This window comes from Xenorhabdus yunnanensis, assembly GCF_028598805.1.
GTDB lineage: Bacteria > Pseudomonadota > Gammaproteobacteria > Enterobacterales > Enterobacteriaceae > Xenorhabdus > Xenorhabdus yunnanensis.
This window is the reverse complement of record NZ_JAQRFI010000002.1, coordinates 36,068-57,190: the sequence shown is the minus strand read 5'-3', so window position 1 is coordinate 57,190 and position 21,123 is coordinate 36,068. Positions and strand designations below refer to the sequence as shown.

The window sequence follows — 21,123 nt, the reverse complement described above, 5'->3', positions numbered from 1 at the left end:
ATTGTCAAAAACCAATAACCCGAAAAATCTCACAATATATTGTTTTTAATATTAATTAATCAACATGAGAACAGGTTATGAACCCAAAAACCAAAGCAGAAAAAGAGATCCTCACAGGTAAACCTGTCTCTGCCGTTGTCTATATCTGGTATCCCTGCCGGAGTTTCCCTTTTGGACATGCTTCTATTTATATAGGTGGAGTACCACAATATCCTTCGACCGATTTCAGTTCAGATAATCCATGCCCTTCAAATAATCCACGATGTTCGACAGGAACAGATGATAACTATGTTAGTTTCCTTGCAGAACCTGCTAGACCGCGAGGAACTTTATCCTGTGCAGGAGTCCTTAATAGTCTTCGAGCTGATTTTGTAGATACCCCTCATTTGGAATATCGCCTGATTGGCTTAAATGTTGAAAAAATGCAATACCAAAAGCGCGAAATCTATAATGGGAAAATGCATGGCACTTGGCGTATAAGCCACAGCTATAATTCCATTAATAAAAATTGTTCAACAATGGTTGCTAAAATATTAAAAGCAGGTGGAGTAGAACGTTTATTAAATATAGTTAAAAGAATAGGTTATGCCAAAAATCTATATTGGACACCTAAAGATATAGCTCAATTATGTAATGAGTTAAGAAATAATGGTAAAGCAATTAAAATAAGGAGATTAGATTGCCCAGATAAACTGGAATCACCATTTAAGACGTTAATGGGATTTAGATAGATATAATAAAATATATTTATCTATTACCTCACCAATAACATGATTAAAATTAAAGGAGATGAATACAATGCGATCCTTCAAAAAGAAAACTCATAAAACTCCCTATGTAAGTGAACCCATACATTATGTTGAAGATATCAAAGTAGCATACCGTTGGGATAGCAGGCCTCCCGATGTAATACAGAAGGTTGGATTCCAAGGTTCAGGAAGGCTGTACTTTAATAATATTTTTGGTCATAGAACTGTTTTTGTTGCATCAGATGAAGAGGGCGCTGATTTTTATTTCTAAGAGACTAATAATTGCTTGTCAAAGTACAGATCATCTAACATAGGTTATCTGTATAAAATTAATGCGTTAGGCATACCTGCTGTCCACGTTCATGGAAATGAAAAGAACGAAGGTTTTCTGATACAACTTGCCACCAGACATCCTCATGTAGAATCCAGTTTTTCGGATGAGGAACGTACTCTTCCGGGTGGGGGCTTAAAAACCAAGAATCGTCATTTTATTTCCACAGTTGCCAATTTTAACCATGAAATTCAACTTCTAGGGCCGATCCCACCGGATAGGATAAGTTTTTTGTCTCAAAAAGCTCTTCAGGAAAGCTGAAAAGTTATTTCATTATATTTAGCGTAAGGTGCCATTTAGATGAGTAAAAAAAATTTAATTTATGATTCATGCTATTAACTACTTGTAAATCATTCATCCCAATGACACATTGTATAGGTTTATGAGCTATCATCTTATTAACAAGCTCCTCTGATTTTTTCTGAACACTCTCTAAACATCCAAGGATATTATGACTAACCAAAATACGACCCAAGGTATCCTGTATGCCTTGGGAGCTTATCTTATTTGGGGATTGGCTCCCATCTACTTCAAGGCCATACAATATGTGCCACCCGATGAAATCGTGTCACACCGCGTTATATGGTCAGCTTTCTTTATGGTACTGATGCTGATAGTGACTCGTCACTGGCGTCAGGTTTGGACTGTCGCCCGTCAACCTAAAATCCTACTGCTGTTAGGCATCACTGCCTTCACGATTACCAGTAACTGGCTGACTTATATTTGGGCGGTGAATAATAACCATCTGCTTGAAGCAAGTCTGGGGTATTTTATTAACCCTCTGGTGAGTGTGCTGTTTGGCATGGTTTTTCTTGGTGAGCGCTTCCGTCGCATGCAGTGGATTGCAGTAGGATTGGCCTTTACTGGCGTACTGATCCAACTATGGCAATTTGGCTCTGTACCGGTGGTTGGTTTATATTTAGCAACGACATTTGCTGTCTATGGGTTGATCCGCAAAAAACTGGGAGTGGATGCACAAACAGGTATGTTGATTGAGACAGTCTGGGTGTTCCCTGTCGCTCTGACTTACCTGCTGTTCTTCACCCATAGCCCGACAAGCAATATGCTGGATAATACGTACCCTTTGAACCTTATGCTGATTGCTGCCGGTATTATTACAACTGTGCCACTGTTGCTCTTTACCGCAGCAGCCGCGCATTTGCGATTGTCCACACTGGGCTTTTTCCAATACCTTGGCCCAACATTGATGTTCTTGCTGGCAACACTGGTTTATGGCGAGGAAATAGGCTCTGATCGTTTGATCACTTTTGGCTTTATCTGGGCTGCATTGATTCTGTTTACGCTGGATGCGCTTTATACTCAGCGCCGCTTACGTAAAGCAGCTAAACACCCTGAAACGAGATAAGTCGCTATCATATGTTTGAACTGACCCAAAACATTATTAATAAATCGGGTCAGTTTTTCCGTTAAGTCGTGCGTGGTTTTATTGATAACTGATGAAATGACTACAGCCAGTTTTTCCGCTTGAAGTAAAGATAAGGTGCCAAACCCGCTGCTATCATCAATCCAATGGCCGCAGGATAGCCGAATGTCCAATCCAATTCCGGCATAAATTTGAAATTCATACCATAGCTGGACGCTACCAACGTCGGTGGCAGAAATACCACAGAAACAACGGAGAAGATTTTGATAATACGGCTTTGTTCAATGTTGATAAAGCCCATCGCCGCCTGCATCAAGAAGTTCACTTTCTGGAACAGGGATTCATTGTGCGGCAGCAAGGATTCAATATCCCGCAGGATTTCACGGGCCTGTTCCAATTGGTTGGCAGGCAAGCGGGCACGGCGCACAAGGAAGTTCAAGGCACGTTGGCTATCCATCAAACACAAGCGGACTTTCCAGCCAATGTCTTCCTGCTCAGCAAGGTTAGACAAAGCAGAATCAAACTCATCACCCTGCTTGCCTTTCATAATGACCCGGCTCAAGGATTCCAGCACGCTATAAATGTTTTCAATAACATCAGCCAATTGTTCGATTTTAGTTTCGAACAAGTCCAGCAGCAGTTCATAGGCATTCCCGTCAACCATCGTCTGGTTGCGGGCGCGCATTCGATATAATCGAAATGCAGGGAGTTCACGCTCTCGCAATGTGTAGAGACGACTGTCACGGATGGTAAATGCAACTGTCGAGTTGCCAGCATGGTCTTCGGCATCTTCAAAATAGAAGAATGAGTGGACATGCATACCATCTTCATCTTCAAAAAAACGTGCTGATGCCTCAATGTCATCCAATTCAGTGCGGGTCGCCAAGACTTGTCCCAGCTCATTCTGGACACGGAGACGATCATTATCCCCCAGACCAACTAAATCTACCCACATGGAGTCAGATAACTTATCACCTTCTTCAAGTTCAAGACGGAGCAGGCGATTATTCTCTAATTTAAATGCGTTCAGCATGTACCATAAGTCTCCTTATACTCCCTACGTTTATCGTAAGGCGCGAATGTTACGCCTAGAAGAAAAAGCCTGTCAACATTCGACCGGATTATTGGCCCGTTTCGAGTCTGGCATAAGCGGCCACCAGCCACTTAACTCCTTCATCTTGAAACGCAATTTGCAAACGGCAATGCTCCCCACTGCCTTCTATATTGATAATCGTCCCTTCACCAAATTTGGGATGGCGTACACGCTGTCCAAGTGCGTAACCACTATCGCTGGCGCTGATAGGCGTACCCAGCCGTTTGTGGCTGACCGGACGGGATACCGTTGCTCTCAGACGAACTTCTGCCACGCATTCCGGCGGTAGTTCCCCAATAAAACGAGATGGACGGTGATTCACTTCCTTGCCATATAAACGACGACTTTCCGTATAAGTCAGCGTCAGTTTTTCCATCGCCCTGGTAACTCCAACATAGGCCAAGCGCCGCTCTTCTTCCAACCGACCACTTTCGTCAATGGACATCTGACTCGGAAACATGCCCTCTTCCATGCCCACGATAAAGACTTGCGGGAATTCCAGACCTTTCGCTGAATGCAGTGTCATTAATTGCACGGCATCCTGATAGGCATCCGCCTGACCTTCTCCTGATTCAAGCGCAGCATGGGAAAGAAAAGCTTGCAACGGCAACAGGTTTTCGTCTTCATCCTGATAGCTGAATTGGCGGGTTGCTGTGACTAATTCTTCAAGGTTTTCGATACGCGCCTGTGCCTTTTCGCCTTTTTCCTGTTGATACATCGCCCATAGGCCAGAATCACGGATAATGCGATCGGTCTGTACATGCAATGGCATTTCCTGCGTTTCCGTTTCCAACGCTTCAATCAATTCAATGAAGCGCTGCAATGCGGATGCCGCACGGCCAGCCAGCACTTTTTCCTGTATTAATAACAGGCTACTTTCCCACAAGGTTTTTTGCTGATCACGCGCCATTTGGCGCACAACATCAAGTGTTCTGCCACCAATACCGCGTGTTGGTGTATTCACCACGCGTTCAAAGGCAGCATCATCGTGACGGTTTGTCACCAAGCGAAGGTAGGACAAGGCATCTTTGATTTCCTGACGTTCGAAGAAACGCTGACCACCATAAATGCGGTAAGGCATGGAAACCTGCAACAAGGCTTCTTCCAAAACCCGAGATTGGGCATTGCTTCGATACAGGATCGCACACTCTTTCAGTGCGCCGCCATTATCCAGCCAATGCTTGATACGACCGACAACATAACGAGACTCATCCAGTTCATTGAAGGCGCAGTAAAGTGAAATCGGCTCTCCTTCACTCCCTTCTGTCCACAAATTTTTGCCCAAACGATCACTGTTATGGGCAATCAGGGCATTTGCAGCCTTGAGGATATTACTGGTCGAACGATAATTCTGTTCCAGACGGATCGTCTCCGCTCCCGGAAAATCCTTGAGAAAACGCTGAATATTTTCTACCTGAGCGCCACGCCAGCCATAAATGGACTGATCATCATCCCCGACAATTATAACTTTACCACTCTCGCCAGCCAGAAGACGGATCCAAGCGTATTGAATGCTGTTAGTATCCTGAAATTCATCCACCAGAATATTAGTGAAGCGTTCACGATAATGTTGCAGGATCTGTGGTTTGTTCAGCCAAAGTTCATGGGCACGTAGCAACAATTCGGCAAAATCCACCAACCCGGCTCGGTCACACGCCTCCTGATAGGCCTGATAGATTTTCAGCCACGTCGCTTCGACCGGATTGCCATAACTTTCAATGTGCTGTGGACGCAAACCTTCATCTTTTTTGCCATTGATGTACCACATTCCCTGACGGGCCGGCCATTGTTTGTCATCTAGATTCATCGCCTTGACGATGCGTTTGATGAGACGGTGCTGATCTTCGCTATCAAGGATCTGAAAATCCTGCGGTAAATTGGCATCAAGGTGATGGGCACGCAACAAGCGGTGGGCAAGGCTGTGGAACGTACCGATCCACATTCCGCCCTGACTGGTGCCAATCAGGTTTTCAATTCGGTGCCGCATCTCAGCAGCAGCTTTATTGGTAAACGTGACCGCCATGATAGAAAACGGAGAGGCATTTTCAACTGACAGTAACCAAGCGATCCGGTGAACCAGCACGCGCGTTTTACCACTGCCAGCACCAGCCAGCACCAGCATGTTACTGCGGGATGCTGCGACCGCTTCGCGTTGTTTATCATTGAGACTTTCGAGCAGATAAGAAACGTCCATAATTACCATCAGTTGTTAGCAATGACTTATTTTTAGTCATCATTGGGTTTTGTAATAACTGGTTCTTGTAATAATCCAGCGTTACAACAACCCTATTCTGTCGGATAAAAAACAAGCAAGGCTGTTTTTTTATACAGATTGCAAGCTGAAATTATATCAGTGCTATCAAAGAAGCCAAATCAGAAATCTCAACATGTGGCACCAGACGTCCTTTAGGTTCCTGCATCAAGTCTTTATTTTCGATGTTGAGCCAACAAGCCTGCATACCACTGCAAAGAGCCCCTTCTACATCCGTATTCAGGTTATCCCCCACATGCATGATCTGATTTATGGGCAGATTCAAGCGCTCAGCCGCCAAGTGGTACATATCAGGCCAAGGCTTGGAACGCCCATCAGCGCCAGCTTTCAAGACAAACTCAAAATAAGGAGCAAGCCCACATGCGGCAGGTTCAGCGTTTCCATTAGTAATTGCCACCAACGGCATTTTTTCTGCCAATATGGTTAAAGCCTTATGGGTAGATTCTGGAACTGCGATTTGGTTACGCCAGTACGTAAAGCAAGACATAAGTTCATCCGTGCCACGTACTGTCTCTTCATGATTGAAACCATGGTGGGTAAACATGAGTTCTGCGGACTGTCGGCGCCATGATGTGACATCATGGTAAATATCCGGCTCCCGTTCAAGGACGGTCTGACGGTATAAGTGCAGATCTTCATGCCCAAAGTGATCGAATCTGGCATCGTACTGCCTGATGAAACACAATACTTCTTTTTCGGTTCTATCGATTACAGGATAATTATCGTAAAGCGTATCATCCAGATCGAATGTCATCGCAGCAAACGGCGCGAGAGGCCGATAAAAACGCATTATGATTTCCCTCGTTTGGCTCTGGGGTGGGCCACATCATAGACTTTGGTCAAGTGTTGAAAATCCAAATGGGTATAGATCTGGGTCGTCGACAGATTCGCATGACCAAGTAATTCCTGCACTGCACGCAAATCACCGCTGGACTCAAGAATATGTGTGGCAAAAGAGTGACGCAATTTATGGGGGTTGATGTGGCTACTAACACCTTGCCGAATCCCCCATCGTTCAAATCGTTTCTGTACGTTACGGGTAGAGATACGTTTCCCGCTCTTGGTGGAAATGAAAACCGCATCATTTTCCGGCTCAAATAATTCCCGCATTTCCAGCCAACGCCGGAGCCATTCCTGAGCCATGCGACCGAACGGTACCTTGCGCTCTTTACTGCCCTTACCATGTACCCAAACTTCCCCACCCTCCAAATCCAAGTGGCGACAATCAAGGCCCACCAACTCAGACAAACGCAAACCCGCTCCGTACATGACTTCCAGCATGGTTCTATCGCGCACTGACAAAGGGTCATTCAAATTAATATTGAGCAGCTGGCTAACTTCGTCCACATCCATATTTTTAGGTAAATGGCGTTTTTTACGGGGAGTACTGACTGTTTTAGCCGGATTGGCATCCAATTTATTTTGCATCACCATCCAGTCAAGAAAGCTACGCAAAGAAGAAAGGCGCAGGGCAAGGCTGGCGGACTGCAACCCAGCGCGACGACTCCGGGAGGCAAACATTCTGACTTTCGCGGGATCTAACTCCTGCCACTCACGTATTTCCATCTCCAGTGACATTTTCGCCAACACCGCCAAATGGCGTCGATAGTTCGTGATCGTGACGGGGCTTAAACGCCGCTCAACCCGCAAATAGTGTAAAAAGTCTTCCACGGGCGCTAGCAGTAAATCAATCGGCTGAGTCATGCGCGTTCAATCCAACGGGACAATAAGCACGGCAACAGCTTCGCTAACTGACCGAGAATGTCAGTTCCCATGTCTTCGTGATAATGCTGCTTATTATGGCTATTGAAAATCACCATGCCCAAATCCCCTTGCGATCCTAAAAGGGAAATCGCCACTGAGCCAACATGGCGTGCCTGTGGCATCAATAATAAAATCTCTGGGCCGTGCAATCGACCAAGATAATGATTCTTTTCACCAAATCGCTTAATGCGGACGGATTCAAAGGCATAACGGGAAATAGCCAGCTCCGGTGAATTCAGTGGTGCACCAAGATGCCATTTATCACTGAACAACCGGATATAACTGTTACTCAATCCAAGTGTTTTTGACCATGCCCTCAGGCAGGAAAGAAAGTCCTGCAAGCTCTTGGCACCAGAGAGATCTGACAGCAATTGCAATAAGCTGCTGAACAGCACTTCATTCTGTTTCGCCTGCTCAACCAAATGGTTCAGATCGTCTTCCAAATAACAGATGCGATTCCTCTGGCGGTTCATATGCCATTCCATCAAGGAGACACACTCCCGCACCGGATGGGGAACCCTGATCTTATCGACCATATTGGCATTACGGATAAAAAAATCTGGATTATTCAACAAATAATCCACTACCGCTTGGTCATTCAATCTGTTTTCGATGTGCAATGGATCGTTTTTTTCATCCATTTTCCAATGCCCCATATTTTCAAGAGTGATTAAGTAAACACAGAATCCATCACAAATGAATCGTACCATCATAAATGTGGCTTGCAGGCCCAGTCATAAAAAGGGGTTTGCTCGATCCATCCCAGCGAATTTGCAGTGTTCCCCCCGGAAGATCAACCCGAACCCGATTATCCAGCAGATTCTGCTGAATACCAACGGCTACTGCGGCACATGCACCACTGCCACAGGCCTGTGTCTCACCTGCACCACGCTCAAAGACACGCAATCGAATATGTCCCCGATTGATTACTTGCATGAAACCAATATTGGCCCGTTCAGGAAAACGTTCATGGCTTTCCAGCACTGGTCCCAATACTTCCACTTCGGCAGTGTCTACATCTTCAACCTGTATGATACAGTGAGGGTTCCCCATCGACACAACACCACAAAGCACCGTGCGTTCGATGGCACGGATAATGTAGGTTTTCTCAGCCTTATTGGCACGAAAGGGAACTCGCTGCGGATCAAAGTCCGGCTCTCCCATGTTCACACAGACTTGATCATCATTTGTGATGCTCAATACCATCCGACCTGCCTGCGTACTGACCTTGATATCACGTTTATTAGTCAGCCCCTTAAGACGGACAAAACGGGCAAAGCAACGCGCTCCATTGCCACACTGAGAAACTTCACTGCCATCAGCATTAAAAATGCGGTAGTGAAAGTCTAAGTCAGGATCATAGGGCGCTTCAACAATCAAGAGTTGATCAAAACCCACCCCAGTATTCCGGTTAGCCAGACGACAAATTAACTCTGGAGAAAAATAAACATTTTGGGTCACTGCATCAACGACCATAAAGTCATTGCCAAGACCATGCATTTTGGAGAACTGCATATACGACTCCAAGAGAAATCATATTACCGAATCACTATCATGCATCCATTGATATATTGTCTTTTAATAAACTGTTTTTTGACAATTTTTCTGGCTGCGCCTTATCCGCTTTGTGCATAGTTGCCTGTGTCGCAGATGTTTCCACAGGGGGAAAATAGAGAGGTCCTTTCAAGCCACAACCTGCCAGAGAAAGTAATGTTATGATAGCCAGTGACCAATGGAGTTGTTTTTTCATCATATTAATGCCTGTGATTCATGCGCCAATACTCTCTATAATCGCAGCTAGGCCCTGAAAAGCAAATAGGAAATAAACATGAACGATAGCGAATTTCATCAATTGGCCGATCAATTGATGCTTCATCTTGAAGAGCAACTGGATAATTACGATGGGGATTCGGATATTGACTATGAAACAAATGGTGGGGTGATGACGCTGAGTTTTGAAAACGGCAGCAAAATCATTATCAACCGCCAAGAGCCTTTCCATCAGATATGGCTGGCAACCAAAAGTGGTGGTTACCATTTTGATTATCGGGATAGCCAGTGGATTTGTGACCGTAGTGGTAATGATTTTCTCTCCATGCTGGCACAAGCCATTACTGAACAGAGCGGTGAGCCATTCCAATTTTCGTGATTATCTTTCACACACTTTATAAAAACAATTACCCAGTAGAAACAAGCGCCTAATAAAATAGGCGCTGAAAGTGCTGGAAATAATAGCTAAAGAGGGGAAAATAAAACAAATCTACTGATTGATAAAAAAATGGACACCCTACCTAGCGGTCGTGCATTGTATATACCGTCTAATTCATCTAATACCAAAAAAATTTAATGAATAGATAAGTAGTGTTGGAAAAAAGACATGAACTAAAAAGAAAATAATAGAAGCCAATAACGATAATATTAGAGTTTTTTTCAGGTTTTTGTCTAAGATAAAAAAATAACTAACAATCGCAAATAATGGAAAAAAAACAATAATGTCAATTAGCCTTAATAAGAGGAATATCATTTACCAATCCTTTGTTGAAAAGTTTTTCTTTTTAATTCTAAAATAAATTTAATTAATTTTGAACCTCCATAAAATGGAGTTTTTATTGATACCATTGGTAACAGACTGCTGAATTCTTTATAACCCATTGAAATAATAGACCATTAATAAATGGCAATTGCTAGTTAGTAATCAAAATGGTGACTTGCAACACAATTATCAATTATTTTCAATTAATTGTGTTGAATTACAGCCTTCGTGGCCTGAGAGCCTAATAAAATAAGCGCTCAGGTTAACTTGATGGATAGAATCACTTTTATCAATAATGATACAGCGAGCGATAAGACGCATGCGCCCCGCATGTTTCATTAAATTGCCCATCAACATCGAGCCTGACATCATTCGTTTCTAGATCATCCAATGGGAACACACCATCTATAAATGGAGTGACATGGGTGCGCTCACCTTTCTTAACGATTTGATAGAACTGCGGTAGATTGAAGTTGATAAAACTGGAGCCATAAGTAAAACGATCATGCGATGAGGAATAAAAACGGCTGATATCTCGCACTAATTCTTCTTTGCTACCTTCACAGTGGGAATAAATTTCCACCCGATTTGATTCATCAAGAATATAAATATTGAATCCTTGCTCCTCTTCGATATCCTCGAAAAAAAACTGAATCATTCCCTCACAGGCAAAGCCGTCTATTACAGGCGGTAAGTGCTTTTCTTTGGTATCAATTTTGACAGGCAGACCATGCAATTTGGTATTGGAAATCGCACCATAGAATTCCACTGCATTTTCCAATTTTTGCACCGAAACGTTTAGCCGTTCGAAGAATAGCCCCCATGTTTGTCCTGAAATTCGTAATGCTTTGAAACGATTTGGATCTTGTCGGTTGCTGGACAGGCGCAACTCTATACATTCCGAAACTAATTGCTGGATACGTGTACAAATCAACCCACGCAAATGTTCGCTATAACAAAATACTTCAACGTCAGATGGCGGCGCTGCATCTTGATGCATTTTACCCAATATGGTCTTCAATGCTTCCAGTACCGATTGTTCACCACTGAAATGCAAGGTTCTCACTTCATTCCATGAATTGCGATAAAGCAAATCGATGCTACCTACCAGACATTGCTGCGACTCACCAAAGCTGAAAACATTCAGGTTTCTTAAATCAAAATGCACAACTTGATTGGAAAATGCAGTTGTTGGATCTTGCTCTAAATTAACAATGATCGCCAAGTGACGGATTTCACAAGGGCTGTATAACGCTTTTGGTGTGGGTGCAGATAAGCGGATTGGGAAATGAGTCGCAATGTCATCCATCAAATCACACAATTTCTGCCTGTCACACTGAGATCTCCCGTGATGCATATGAAGCCGGGTTTCTTTGGTCAGCAAGCCATTAAAATAAGTCCAGGAAACTAATTTATTCAGATAACGATTATATTCCAACGGTTGGTGACCAACGATTGAGTCGATCGTTGGAGCATGGTTGTAAAGATACCAGCCACTGCGGTTTACCCGCCCCGGAGGAACATAAATGAAAGTCAGATCCTTTTCTGACAGATCAGGTGATATCTGAGGATTCACCAGAGTCACTTTACCGGGCAATGCTTCAAAAGCCGCATACAATTTACGGGTCAATACACCAATATCTTGCGGACTGGCACTCACACTTAAATTATTACGGCGGGCAAAGCGGATTAGGTTGCGATAACTCAGCATCATGGTATCAAGCAATTCATTATGGGCATCACGCACCTGCTCAATTTTCCATGAGTTACGATTATCCAGTATAGCCAGTTTATTGTCATCCCAGCCCCATTCACGCACCAACTGGGATATAACCTGACGACGCCATCCTGTACAGCCTTTGTCATCTTGGCTTTCCAGTAATTTTTCGCACACCTTCAGGTAAAAACAACGACGCGCCAAATCAAGGCGCGTAAGATCGTTCGTGGCAGTAAGATAACGAGTTACACGCTCCAGCATCATGCTATAGGCATCGAGGCCAAAGGAAACAATCGAGCCGTCATGAAAATATTGCTTCATTTCCATCGCCAGAAGTTTTCCATTGGGATATTCCCATGAATAAGCTTCCAACAGCAGGCTTTTCAATACTGCCTTATAAGGGGAGTCCACGCTCTTGTAAAGCTGCCAGAGACTCGCCCCAAAATATTCTTCTGCGGACAATTCGCCCAAGCCGCCTAAATCCAACCATTCATTTGGCGTCAATACACCTTGGGCATAGAGAGAAAGGACATATTCATCATAATGCGCTTCCTCTTCCACCGGAACCATTGCCCATAGCAAGCGTTTACCCGCCATGCAGACCGCTGTGCGATAAAACTCATCAAGCAGAAGGATATGTTGGGTAGAACCGCAGTCTTCACCATTCAAACTACCGCAGGCATTATGTCGAAAACGGTTTTCATCAATCAGAAAAAAAGTAACCTCAATTCCCAGCGAGGATGCCCACTCTTCTATCAAGGCGCATTTTTGTTCCAGCAAGGCTTTCTCATCGCTATCCAACCAAGATTGATGACAAACCCAGACATCTACGTCAGAAGAACAACTTTGCCCTATAGAAGAGGTACTACCCATGGAGTAAATCCCCGTAATCGGCAATTCACCATTGGGCGTATGTGAAGGTACATCTGGCAAGACATCAATAAGCTGATTGTCCAGTGCATTAATCCAAAACTGTTGTGATTCATCAGGCATAAAAAAACAAACGCCATGAGGAATACCATTTTTGATATAGCCCGGCATCATTGGATGATGATGATGTAATAATACTGGAATTAAACTATAAACTTGCTTGAAAGCATCCCCCATTAAGCTGGTGGCGCGTTCTAATCTAAGTTGGTTAATTGCATCCAGTCGCTGCTTCAGCGTTTCAATATAGAGATACAAGAGTTTCGCCTGATATCAGTTCCAGTGCCTAAAGTAGTCCCCTGTTTCCGATCATGCGTGGTATTACAAGATTATTTAAAATAATTTTTACAAACTTATTGTCGGAAACGTGATCAATCTAACACCTTGCAGTCAAAGCGTAAAGTACGCATTAACATCTTTTTCCTTACCCTGCAATAGCAAAAGCATGTTTAACTCTTTGTAAAATATTAAATTAATCACGAAATAGACATAATAATATGTTTTTTAAGAATAACTATTGTAGTTGATTATTTTTCATATCGTAGATGTAAAGAATCGAAAGCACATCAGCCTTCCATAATTATTTCAATCTAGTAATATTTTATTATTGTTAAATATTTTCACTATTTTTTATCAGTAGTCTAAACATAAATGTCAATTTGCTTTTAAATCAATCTATTTGTTTATTTTCTCCATTCAAATAAAATATTATTTTAATATTTAAAAATTATTTTTATCTTATAAACTGTATATCCATATACTATTTCTATTTTTTCTGGCTTTTTCGTAACTGGAAAAAAAATCATTGAAATGTTAAAACTGACACCATTTCTCGCTAATTGGTGACTAACCAGTAGCTAAAAGCTATCACTCCCAATCAACTTCAAGTTGCCTAGCAATCAATAAAGCAACAAATTGAAAGGGAAAGGGTTAAAAACCATTAGTTAATACGACTATCCAATATACTTATCCATGACAATGAAAATCATTCGCATCGCTACCCGCCAAAGCCCGTTGGCTATGTGGCAAGCGCAATATGTTCAAAAACAACTGAAACACTTTCATCCAGACCTGCAAGTAGATCTGGTTCCAATGGTTACACGCGGCGATATTATCCTCGATACGCCATTGGCAAAAGTGGGAGGCAAGGGGCTATTTGTAAAGGAATTGGAGCTGGCTCTGCTGGAAAAGCGAGCTGATATTGCCGTCCACTCCATGAAAGATGTTCCCATCGAATTTCCTGATGGTTTGGGGTTGGTCACAATCTGCGAACGGGATGATCCACGGGACGCTTTTGTTTCAGTAGAATACGCCTCGCTTGATGACCTACCCGCTGGCAGTGTTGTTGGTACATCCAGTTTACGCCGCCAATGCCAAATCCGTCAGCTATATCCCGATCTTATGGTTCGTGACTTGCGCGGTAATGTCGGTACCCGTCTGAGCAAGCTCGATAATGGCGATTATGATGCCATTATTCTTGCAACTGCTGGTCTGAAACGGCTCGGGCTGGAAGAACGCATCCGTATGCCATTAGAACCGGAATTATTGCTGCCAGCCGTCGGTCAAGGAGCGGTAGGTATTGAGTGTCGGCTTGACGATTATCAAACCCGTGAGCTGCTGTCCCCCTTGAACCATGCAAGAACAGAAGTCTGCGTTCTCGCTGAACGAGCCATGAATACCCGTCTTGAAGGAGGCTGTCAGGTACCGATTGGCAGTTATGCCATCTGGCAGGAAGACAACATTTGGCTACGCGCACTGGTTGGTGCTCCTGATGGCACGGTGATCGTGCGTGGTGAAAGAGTGGTATCACCAAAAAAGGCCCACCAAGCTGGTATTGAATTGGCGGAAGAATTATTGGAGAAAGGCGCACGCCAAATTCTGGCTAGCGTATACCAGAGGAATTCGCCGGAATGAGCATTTTGATCACCCGCCCTGCCCCCGCAGGAGAGGAATTGGTCAAGCGGCTGCGAGCTATTGGTAAATCAGCCTTCAGCGCCCCCCTCATCGAAATTCATCCGGGGGCAGATTTGCCATTACTGTCACAAAAACTGCAACGGCTATCTGCGGGAGATCTGGTTTTTCTATTATCAAAAAATGCCGTCCATTATGCGAATAAGCAGCTTATTCAAGAAGGCCAGTTATGGCCTGATCAGCTATCTTATTATGGTATCGGTAAGTCAACTTCCCTAATGTTTCACCAATACACGGGGCTGGAAATTCTCTGCTCTGAGCAAGGTGAAACCAGTGAAGATCTACTGCAACTCCCCACGTTACAGAAAATGAGCAATAAAAAGATTTTATTGCTCCGAGGCAACGGTGGCCGCGAAGTCATTGCCTCGACATTAAGGATTCGGAGAGGTGAAGTAGATTATTGTGAATGTTATTCACGCCAGCCAGTCAATTATGATGCAGCAGATTTCAGCCGTCACTGGCAACAATGTGATATAAAAACCATCGTTGTAACAAGTGGCGAAATGCTGCAACTGTTATATAACTTAGTAACTGATAGCGATGGAAAAGCATGGTTATTGGGTTGCGACCTGATTGTGGTCAGCGAGCGCCTTGCTAATATCGCCCAGACATTGGGCTGGCAAACAATAAAAGTAGCTAAGAGTGCAGATAATGACGCCTTAATCCAGGCGCTGGAATAAATTAATATGGGATGTCCATTATGACGGAACAAAAGCAATCCACTGATACTGTTGAGACGAAACACTCTCAGCAGCCTGCAACGCCTTCCCACAAACCCAAGAGTTATGGATGGGTGGGCAATACGCTCTCAATTGCCATTTCGCTGGCGATAGGTGTTGGTGGTCTTTATATTTATTATCATGGTCAACAGCAAAACACGGAATTAAGGGCTAAAAATCTCGCTCTTCAACAAGAAGTTGCCTCTCTGACACAACAGCAATCTGCCGATAAACAAAGTCTTAATGCCAAACTCCAAAATATAGAGGCTTCCTTACAACAAGCCAGCTCACAAGGCCAACTGCTAGATAGCCGCATATCTGATCTTCAAAACCGTATTTCAACATTTTCAAATACTGATATCGAAAACTGGCGACTGGCGCAGGCAAGCTCTCTCATTAAGATGGCTGGCCGCAAAGTATGGAGTGAACAGGATATCACCACTGCCATCGCCTTGCTGAAAGATGCTGATCAGAACCTCGCTGAAATGGATGATCCCAGTCTGCGCTATGCCCGTGAAGCTATCATGACTGATATCGATTCTCTGACCAAAATCAAACAAATTGATTTAGATGGCATTATCCTGATGCTGAATCAGCTATCAAACCAAGTCGATAACTTACACCTCGCCAATAAAGTAGAACAAGCCAGATCGGAGAAGGCAAGCAATCATGAAATCACAGCTTCACTCTCTGATTGGCGTCAAAACCTAAGCAATAGCTGGCACAGTTTTATGGATAACTTCATTACCATTACCCCGCGTGATAACAGCAAAGAGCCGCTGTTGGCACCCAATCAGGGCGTTTACCTCCGCGAGAACATTCGCTCAAAACTGCTGATTGCTGCGCAGGCGGTTCCGCGCCATCAGGTTAAAATTTATCAGGGCGCATTAGCAGATGTTAAATCTTGGGTGAAGGCTTATTTTGATACCTCTAATCCGGATGCAGAAAACTTTTTAAAAAATGTTGATTCACTGCAAAAGAGACCGCTTTCGATTGATGTTCCTGAACAGTTAAGTAGCCAGCCAATATTGGCAGAGCTAGTACGTAAGCGTATCTACAATTTACCGCATTCAGTACAGTCACCTAATTCAAATCAATCATCTAATTCCAAGCAATCTCAAACTGGCGTCCAACCAGAAACACAGCCTGAAGCTCAATCACTATCGGCGACAACAGACATAGCCGATCAGGCAAAAACATCCGCTGAGGAGATCTGAACATGCTAAAAGTATTATTGCTGTTCATTGTCCTTATTGTCGGGATAGTACTCGGCCCCTTGATGTCCGGTCATCAAGGGTACGTTTTGATCCAGACGGATAAAAACAATATCACCACCAGCATCACCGGGCTGGTGATCATCTTCCTTCTGCTGCAATTCCTGCTGATTTTCATCGGTTGGTGTTATCGTCGGTTAAAGCGCACCAGCACATCCACCCATAGCTGGATCTTTGGGGGATACAAACGTAATCGTGCGCGTTCACAGACTAAACAAGCGTTGCTGAAGCTAGCTGAAGGAGATTTCAAGCAAGTTGAGCGTCTGATGACCCGCAACGCAAACCATGCAGAATATCCTGTCGTGAATTATTTGCTGGCAGCCGAAGCCGCTCAGCGACGTGGTGATTATTTCCACACTAACCAATATATTGAACAAGCAGCGGAAGTTGCTGATAAAGACCAACTGCCCGTTGATATTACCCGCGTCCGCATCCAATTAGCTCAAGGTGAAATTTATGCCGCACGCAATGGAGTGGATAAACTATTGGGTCATGCTCCTCGTCACCCTGAAGTGTTACGATTGGCTGAACAGGCTTATTCTCTTTCAGGTGATTATCAATCTCTGATTGATATCTTGCCTTCTATGCTGAAAGTTAATCTGCACGATGAAGAAGAAATCTTTAAATTGCGTCAGCAAGCCTATATCGGGTTAATGAATCAGGTTATAGCAGAGAAAGGCAACGCTGGGCTGAAAGTATGGTGGAAAGATCAAAGCCGCAAGATTCGCAATGATATTGTGCTGCAAGTCGCAATGACCGAGCATTTGATTGAATGTGATGATCACGAGACTGCCCAGCAAATCATTTTAAATGGATTAAAACAGCAGTACGACGAACGTTTCCTGCTATTAATTCCACATCTTGAGACAAGTGATCATGAAGCCATACAAAAAATGCTCTCTCAGCTATTAAAGCAACATGGTGCAACTCCATTGCTCAATAGTACACTGGGACAGGTTGCCTTGCGCCATGGCGAGTGGGCGAACGCTGAATCGGCATTTAAAGCCGCTCTTGTGCAGCGACCGGATGCCCATGATTATGCATGGCTTGCCGATGCATTGGACAGATTGCAAAAACGTGAAGAAGCCAACCAAACCCGTAGCAAAGGCTTTATGCTGACCTTGAAGCGTGATAATGCCACCGAAGCATAAAAGCACATGACTTCACACCTCAGTTAATGATGATATATATGATGCCATTGAATCGTTAACTGAGGTGCATTATATAAAATACCAACTTTTCTATAGACAAAAAAAACACCTATCAAAAAAGACAGGTGTATAAATACAATCAGGTCTACAGACGGATAGTGCCTCACTCAACGTTGTGTCCGGTTTGCGATGAAAAGACAGTGATGCTTACTCATCTATAACGTGGACCATAGGCACTGACAATCAGCTCTACATCATCCCTGGATTTATGAAGCCATACGCTGTCATAACGAGTGGGATGAGTATCTACAATTTCAATAATGCATTTTGCATGCCAACTTTTTTGATTAGATTAAACTTCCCTTACCTAAGGTTTAACTGACTTTTCATAATAGATAGTCTAACTTTCACCAAATATTGTTAAAAATACCGTCTCTTATTTGAGACGCTCTTTTAGCCCATAACAAATATATATTACAAATCATTTAGTTAAATGTCTCCCATTTGAGACATTAAGGGATATGGTTTGTCGTTGATATACAACATCAATATAAAAATTTATTTAAAAACATAAAGTTAACACTATAACAAAGGTGATAACATTCGATTTTATGTTAAAAAACCAAACAGAAACCAACAAGAAATAAAAAGGAAATTTTTTATCCGCAAGAAAAGTAGAGAGAAGAAAAAAGTAAGAAGATAAGAAGATAAGTAGAAAGGAATTAGAAAGAAACTAAAAAGAAAAAACCCCGCTATTGCGGGGTTTTCTCAGAATTTGGTCGGCGAGAGAGGATTCGAACCTCCGACCCACTGGTCCCAAACCAGTTGCGCTACCAAGCTGCGCTACTCGCCGAAATATATCTTATATATCTTTAATCTCTTTTATGGTGCGAAGGGGGGGACTTGAACCCCCACGTCCGTAAGGACACTAACACCTGAAGCTAGCGCGTCTACCAATTCCGCCACCCTCGCGTTTCATAAAAAAGATGGGGTGGCTAACGAGACTCGAACTCGCGACGACTGGAATCACAATCCAGGGCTCTACCAACTGAGCTATAGCCACCATAACAGCTATCTTTTTACATACTGCTATGTTTTACAACAATGATATTTTACAACAATGCCATTGACCACGTTAACTCATTGTCACTGCTCTTGCACGCTTTAAATGGCGCGCCCGACAGGATTCGAACCTGAGACCTCTGCCTCCGGAGGGCAGCGCTCTATCCAGCTGAGCTACGGGCGCTTAACGCCGTTGCGGTGGAGGATAGTACGGATTTAATGTCGTACTGTCCAGTGCTTTTTTAAAAGAAATGATGCGTTTGATTATGCTTTGCTCACTTAGTTGATAAAGACAGCACATTTCCACCGCAATACTGCCACAATCAGTTTTATTGATTAAATTTAAGACAATAAAACTAGATTGATTTTTTTTGCCTAAACAATTTATTCAACCAATAAATTGATGACACGATCAGCAAAAATGCTCCCCCCACTATCAGTGAAAGGCGTGTGTCTGGGTTAATTGCCATCCCCACCAACACACAGCAGAGGAAAATCAATGTCAGATAATTGACATATGGGAACAAGATCGACTTAAACCGATGCTGCTTCAGCGCTTCCTCGTGATGCTTACGGAAATTCAACTGACTGACCAGAATCACAAACCACGGCACCATGCCGGGCAATACACTGGCACTATAAACGTAAACAAATACTGCTTTCGGATTTGGTATCAGATAATTCAGGCTGGAACCCGCAATCAAACAACCAATGGTAATTGCAATACATCTTACTGGCACACCATTTTTCGACAGCTTCAGCAATGAAGCAGGCAATTGACGGTTCTGCGCCAAGGCATACAGCATTCTGCCACCGCTATACATACCACTGTTACATCCTGAAAGCGCAGCAGTCAGTACAACAAAGTTAATCACCGCGGCCGCAGAAACAATGCCGACTTTAGCAAAAATCATCACAAACGGGCTGCCATGTGATCCTATTTCTGTCCACGGGAACAACGTCACAACAATAAAAATGGCACCAACATAAAAAATCAGAATACGCCACAAAATATTGTTGATCGCTTTTTTGAGGGTAACTTGTGGGTTTTTCGCTTCACCGGCTGTAATGCCAACCAGCTCTACCCCTTGATAAGAAGCAACAACAATACAGAGGGCAAATAAAAAGCCTTTCCACCCACCAGAAAAGAAGCCGCCATGTGAGGTCAGGTTATCCAAACCAATAGGTTGCCAATCGTTACCCAAACCGAAGAAAATCAAGCCGATACCAATCAGAATCATCACAATAATCGTTGTGACTTTAATCATGGCAAACCAAAACTCCAACTCACCATACAGCCTTACCGCCGCCAAATTCGCCAAAGCAACCAATCCAACCGCGACCAGTGCCGGGATCCATTGAGGCAATTCAGGGAACCAAAATTCAGCATAGACGCCCACGGCAGTAATCTCTGAGATTCCCACAGAAACCCACATGAACCAGTAACCCCATGCTGTTAGATATCCCCAATACGGGCTTAGGTACTTATGTCCAAAAGCAGCAAATGAACCCGTTACAGGTTCAAGAAACAACATTTCTCCCATGGAACGCATGATGAAAAAGACAAAAAGCCCAGCAATAATGTAAGCCAGTAAAACAGAAGGACCGGCCCATTTCAAAGTGCTGGCTGAACCCATGAACAACCCTACGCCGATTGTGCCACCCAGCGCAATCAGCTCAATATGACGTGCCTCAAGTCCCCTTTGCAGGCTCTGTTTTGAATCACTCATAAAACTCCCTATCCACTTTTATGATGTCTATATTTACAAACAGAAAAAATACAGGAATTGATAATCAATCGTTGTAAAAAAGGCTGGGATCAAAACACGTTTTGCCAATCAGTGAAATAAAAAATTATAAAATTGAGTTGATGTCTGTTTTATTTAACATCACAGTTGAAGAGAACAACCCCATCATGACTACTTTTTAAACATACAACAAGATGGTTATTTCACATTTTCGCCAAATGAGATTTGAGAACAGATAGCTAAACAGAAAGCCATTGACAAGCAAAAAAAACAATAAAAACTGCCAGCAATCTATTAGATATGAAAATCTATCAGGCATGCATAAGAAAGGAGCATAAACCTGCTGCACATAAATAACATATGTCCAATGCAGCAGGTAAACGTAGCAGGTATAGGTAGTAGCAAGTATAGATAGTAGCAAGTATAGG

18 protein-coding genes and 4 tRNA genes are annotated in these 21,123 nt (G+C 43.3%); 9 read left to right on the top strand and 13 right to left on the bottom strand.

All coding sequences use genetic code 11. The annotated features are described in order from the left end of the window. Positions 1 to 77 precede the first annotated feature (77 nt). The 4 genes from PSI23_RS01110 (at position 78) to rarD (ending at position 2,446) form a co-directional block, all read left to right on the top strand. Entirely contained in the window at positions 78 to 731 is a 654-nt protein-coding gene (locus PSI23_RS01110) for a hypothetical protein (RefSeq protein WP_273553334.1), read from the top strand. Between the two features lie 67 nt (positions 732 to 798). Then, positions 799 to 1,020 carry a hypothetical protein gene (locus tag PSI23_RS01105; RefSeq protein WP_273553333.1) on the top strand — a complete coding sequence of 74 codons (222 nt, stop codon included), beginning with the start codon at positions 799 to 801 and terminating at the stop codon, positions 1,018 to 1,020. Between the two features lie 15 nt (positions 1,021 to 1,035). After that, complete coding sequence (locus PSI23_RS01100; protein ID WP_273553332.1) at positions 1,036 to 1,341, top strand: hypothetical protein; 306 nt, start codon at positions 1,036 to 1,038, stop codon at positions 1,339 to 1,341. A gap of 190 nt (positions 1,342 to 1,531) precedes the next feature. Next, positions 1,532 to 2,446, top strand: coding sequence for an EamA family transporter RarD (gene rarD, locus PSI23_RS01095; RefSeq protein ID WP_273553331.1), 915 nt, complete (start codon positions 1,532 to 1,534; stop codon positions 2,444 to 2,446). A 100-nt stretch (positions 2,447 to 2,546) separates the two neighbouring features. On the opposite strand, the gene corA is transcribed toward rarD, so the two are convergent. From corA to lptM, 7 genes are all read right to left on the bottom strand, one after another. Beyond that, positions 2,547 to 3,497: a magnesium/cobalt transporter CorA gene (gene corA, locus PSI23_RS01090; protein WP_273553330.1), complete on the bottom strand. Its 951-nt coding sequence runs from the start codon at positions 3,495 to 3,497 to the stop codon at positions 2,547 to 2,549. An 88-nt stretch (positions 3,498 to 3,585) separates the two neighbouring features. Beyond that, complete coding sequence (gene uvrD / locus PSI23_RS01085; protein ID WP_273553329.1) at positions 3,586 to 5,751, bottom strand: DNA helicase II; 2,166 nt, start codon at positions 5,749 to 5,751, stop codon at positions 3,586 to 3,588. 151 nt (positions 5,752 to 5,902) lie between these two features. After that, positions 5,903 to 6,619: a 5-amino-6-(5-phospho-D-ribitylamino)uracil phosphatase YigB gene (gene yigB, locus PSI23_RS01080; RefSeq protein ID WP_273553328.1), complete on the bottom strand. Its 717-nt coding sequence runs from the start codon at positions 6,617 to 6,619 to the stop codon at positions 5,903 to 5,905. Next, positions 6,619 to 7,533: a tyrosine recombinase XerC gene (gene xerC, locus PSI23_RS01075; RefSeq protein ID WP_273553327.1), complete on the bottom strand. Its 915-nt coding sequence runs from the start codon at positions 7,531 to 7,533 to the stop codon at positions 6,619 to 6,621. The genes yigB and xerC overlap by 1 nt, the downstream gene beginning before the upstream one ends. After that, positions 7,530 to 8,234, bottom strand: coding sequence for a DUF484 domain-containing protein (locus PSI23_RS01070; protein ID WP_273553326.1), 705 nt, complete (start codon positions 8,232 to 8,234; stop codon positions 7,530 to 7,532). Before PSI23_RS01070 ends, xerC begins: the two co-directional genes overlap by 4 nt. A 49-nt stretch (positions 8,235 to 8,283) precedes the next feature. Next, positions 8,284 to 9,108, bottom strand: coding sequence for a diaminopimelate epimerase (gene dapF / locus PSI23_RS01065; RefSeq protein WP_273553325.1), 825 nt, complete (start codon positions 9,106 to 9,108; stop codon positions 8,284 to 8,286). A gap of 37 nt (positions 9,109 to 9,145) precedes the next feature. After that, the gene (lptM, locus tag PSI23_RS01060; protein WP_273553445.1) at positions 9,146 to 9,343 is read right to left on the bottom strand and encodes an LPS translocon maturation chaperone LptM; all 198 of its coding nucleotides are present in this window, start codon (positions 9,341 to 9,343) and stop codon (positions 9,146 to 9,148) included. Between the two features lie 78 nt (positions 9,344 to 9,421). Here lptM and cyaY point away from each other — a divergent pair, with 78 nt between their 5' ends. Next, entirely contained in the window at positions 9,422 to 9,742 is a 321-nt protein-coding gene (gene cyaY / locus PSI23_RS01055; RefSeq protein ID WP_273553324.1) for an iron donor protein CyaY, read from the top strand. 673 nt (positions 9,743 to 10,415) lie between these two features. Here the strand turns inward: cyaY and PSI23_RS01050 are convergent. Continuing rightward, positions 10,416 to 13,028, bottom strand: a complete 2,613-nt coding sequence (locus PSI23_RS01050; RefSeq protein WP_273553323.1) for a class I adenylate cyclase — start codon at positions 13,026 to 13,028, stop codon at positions 10,416 to 10,418. Positions 13,029 to 13,742: 714 nt separating this feature from the next. Between PSI23_RS01050 and hemC the strand changes: the two genes are divergently transcribed. Genes hemC through hemY form a run of 4 tightly spaced genes read left to right on the top strand, consistent with a single transcriptional unit; the run spans position 13,743 to position 17,885 of the window. After that, a complete protein-coding gene (gene hemC, locus PSI23_RS01045) occupies positions 13,743 to 14,684 on the top strand; it encodes a hydroxymethylbilane synthase (RefSeq protein WP_273553322.1) in 942 nt (313 codons plus the stop codon). Further along, entirely contained in the window at positions 14,681 to 15,421 is a 741-nt protein-coding gene (hemD, locus tag PSI23_RS01040) for a uroporphyrinogen-III synthase (protein WP_273553321.1), read from the top strand. The genes hemC and hemD overlap by 4 nt, the downstream gene beginning before the upstream one ends. Positions 15,422 to 15,441: 20 nt before the next feature. After that, on the top strand, positions 15,442 to 16,677 hold the full coding sequence (hemX, locus tag PSI23_RS01035) for a uroporphyrinogen-III C-methyltransferase (protein WP_273553320.1): 1,236 nt from the start codon (positions 15,442 to 15,444) through the stop codon (positions 16,675 to 16,677). Positions 16,678 to 16,679: 2 nt separating this feature from the next. Then, a complete protein-coding gene (gene hemY, locus PSI23_RS01030; RefSeq protein WP_273553319.1) occupies positions 16,680 to 17,885 on the top strand; it encodes a protoheme IX biogenesis protein HemY in 1,206 nt (401 codons plus the stop codon). A 776-nt stretch (positions 17,886 to 18,661) separates the two neighbouring features. Here hemY and PSI23_RS01025 read toward each other — a convergent pair. From PSI23_RS01025 to thrP, 5 genes are all read right to left on the bottom strand, one after another. After that, a tRNA-Pro gene (locus tag PSI23_RS01025) sits at positions 18,662 to 18,738 on the bottom strand. Positions 18,739 to 18,770: 32 nt separating this feature from the next. After that, positions 18,771 to 18,857, bottom strand: a tRNA-Leu gene (locus tag PSI23_RS01020). Positions 18,858 to 18,872: 15 nt separating this feature from the next. After that, positions 18,873 to 18,948, bottom strand: a tRNA-His gene (locus PSI23_RS01015). Between the two features lie 106 nt (positions 18,949 to 19,054). Further along, a tRNA-Arg gene (locus PSI23_RS01010) sits at positions 19,055 to 19,131 on the bottom strand. Positions 19,132 to 19,303: 172 nt separating this feature from the next. Next, the gene (thrP, locus tag PSI23_RS01005) at positions 19,304 to 20,677 is read right to left on the bottom strand and encodes a bifunctional threonine/serine APC transporter ThrP (RefSeq protein ID WP_273553318.1); all 1,374 of its coding nucleotides are present in this window, start codon (positions 20,675 to 20,677) and stop codon (positions 19,304 to 19,306) included. Positions 20,678 to 21,123 lie beyond the last annotated feature (446 nt).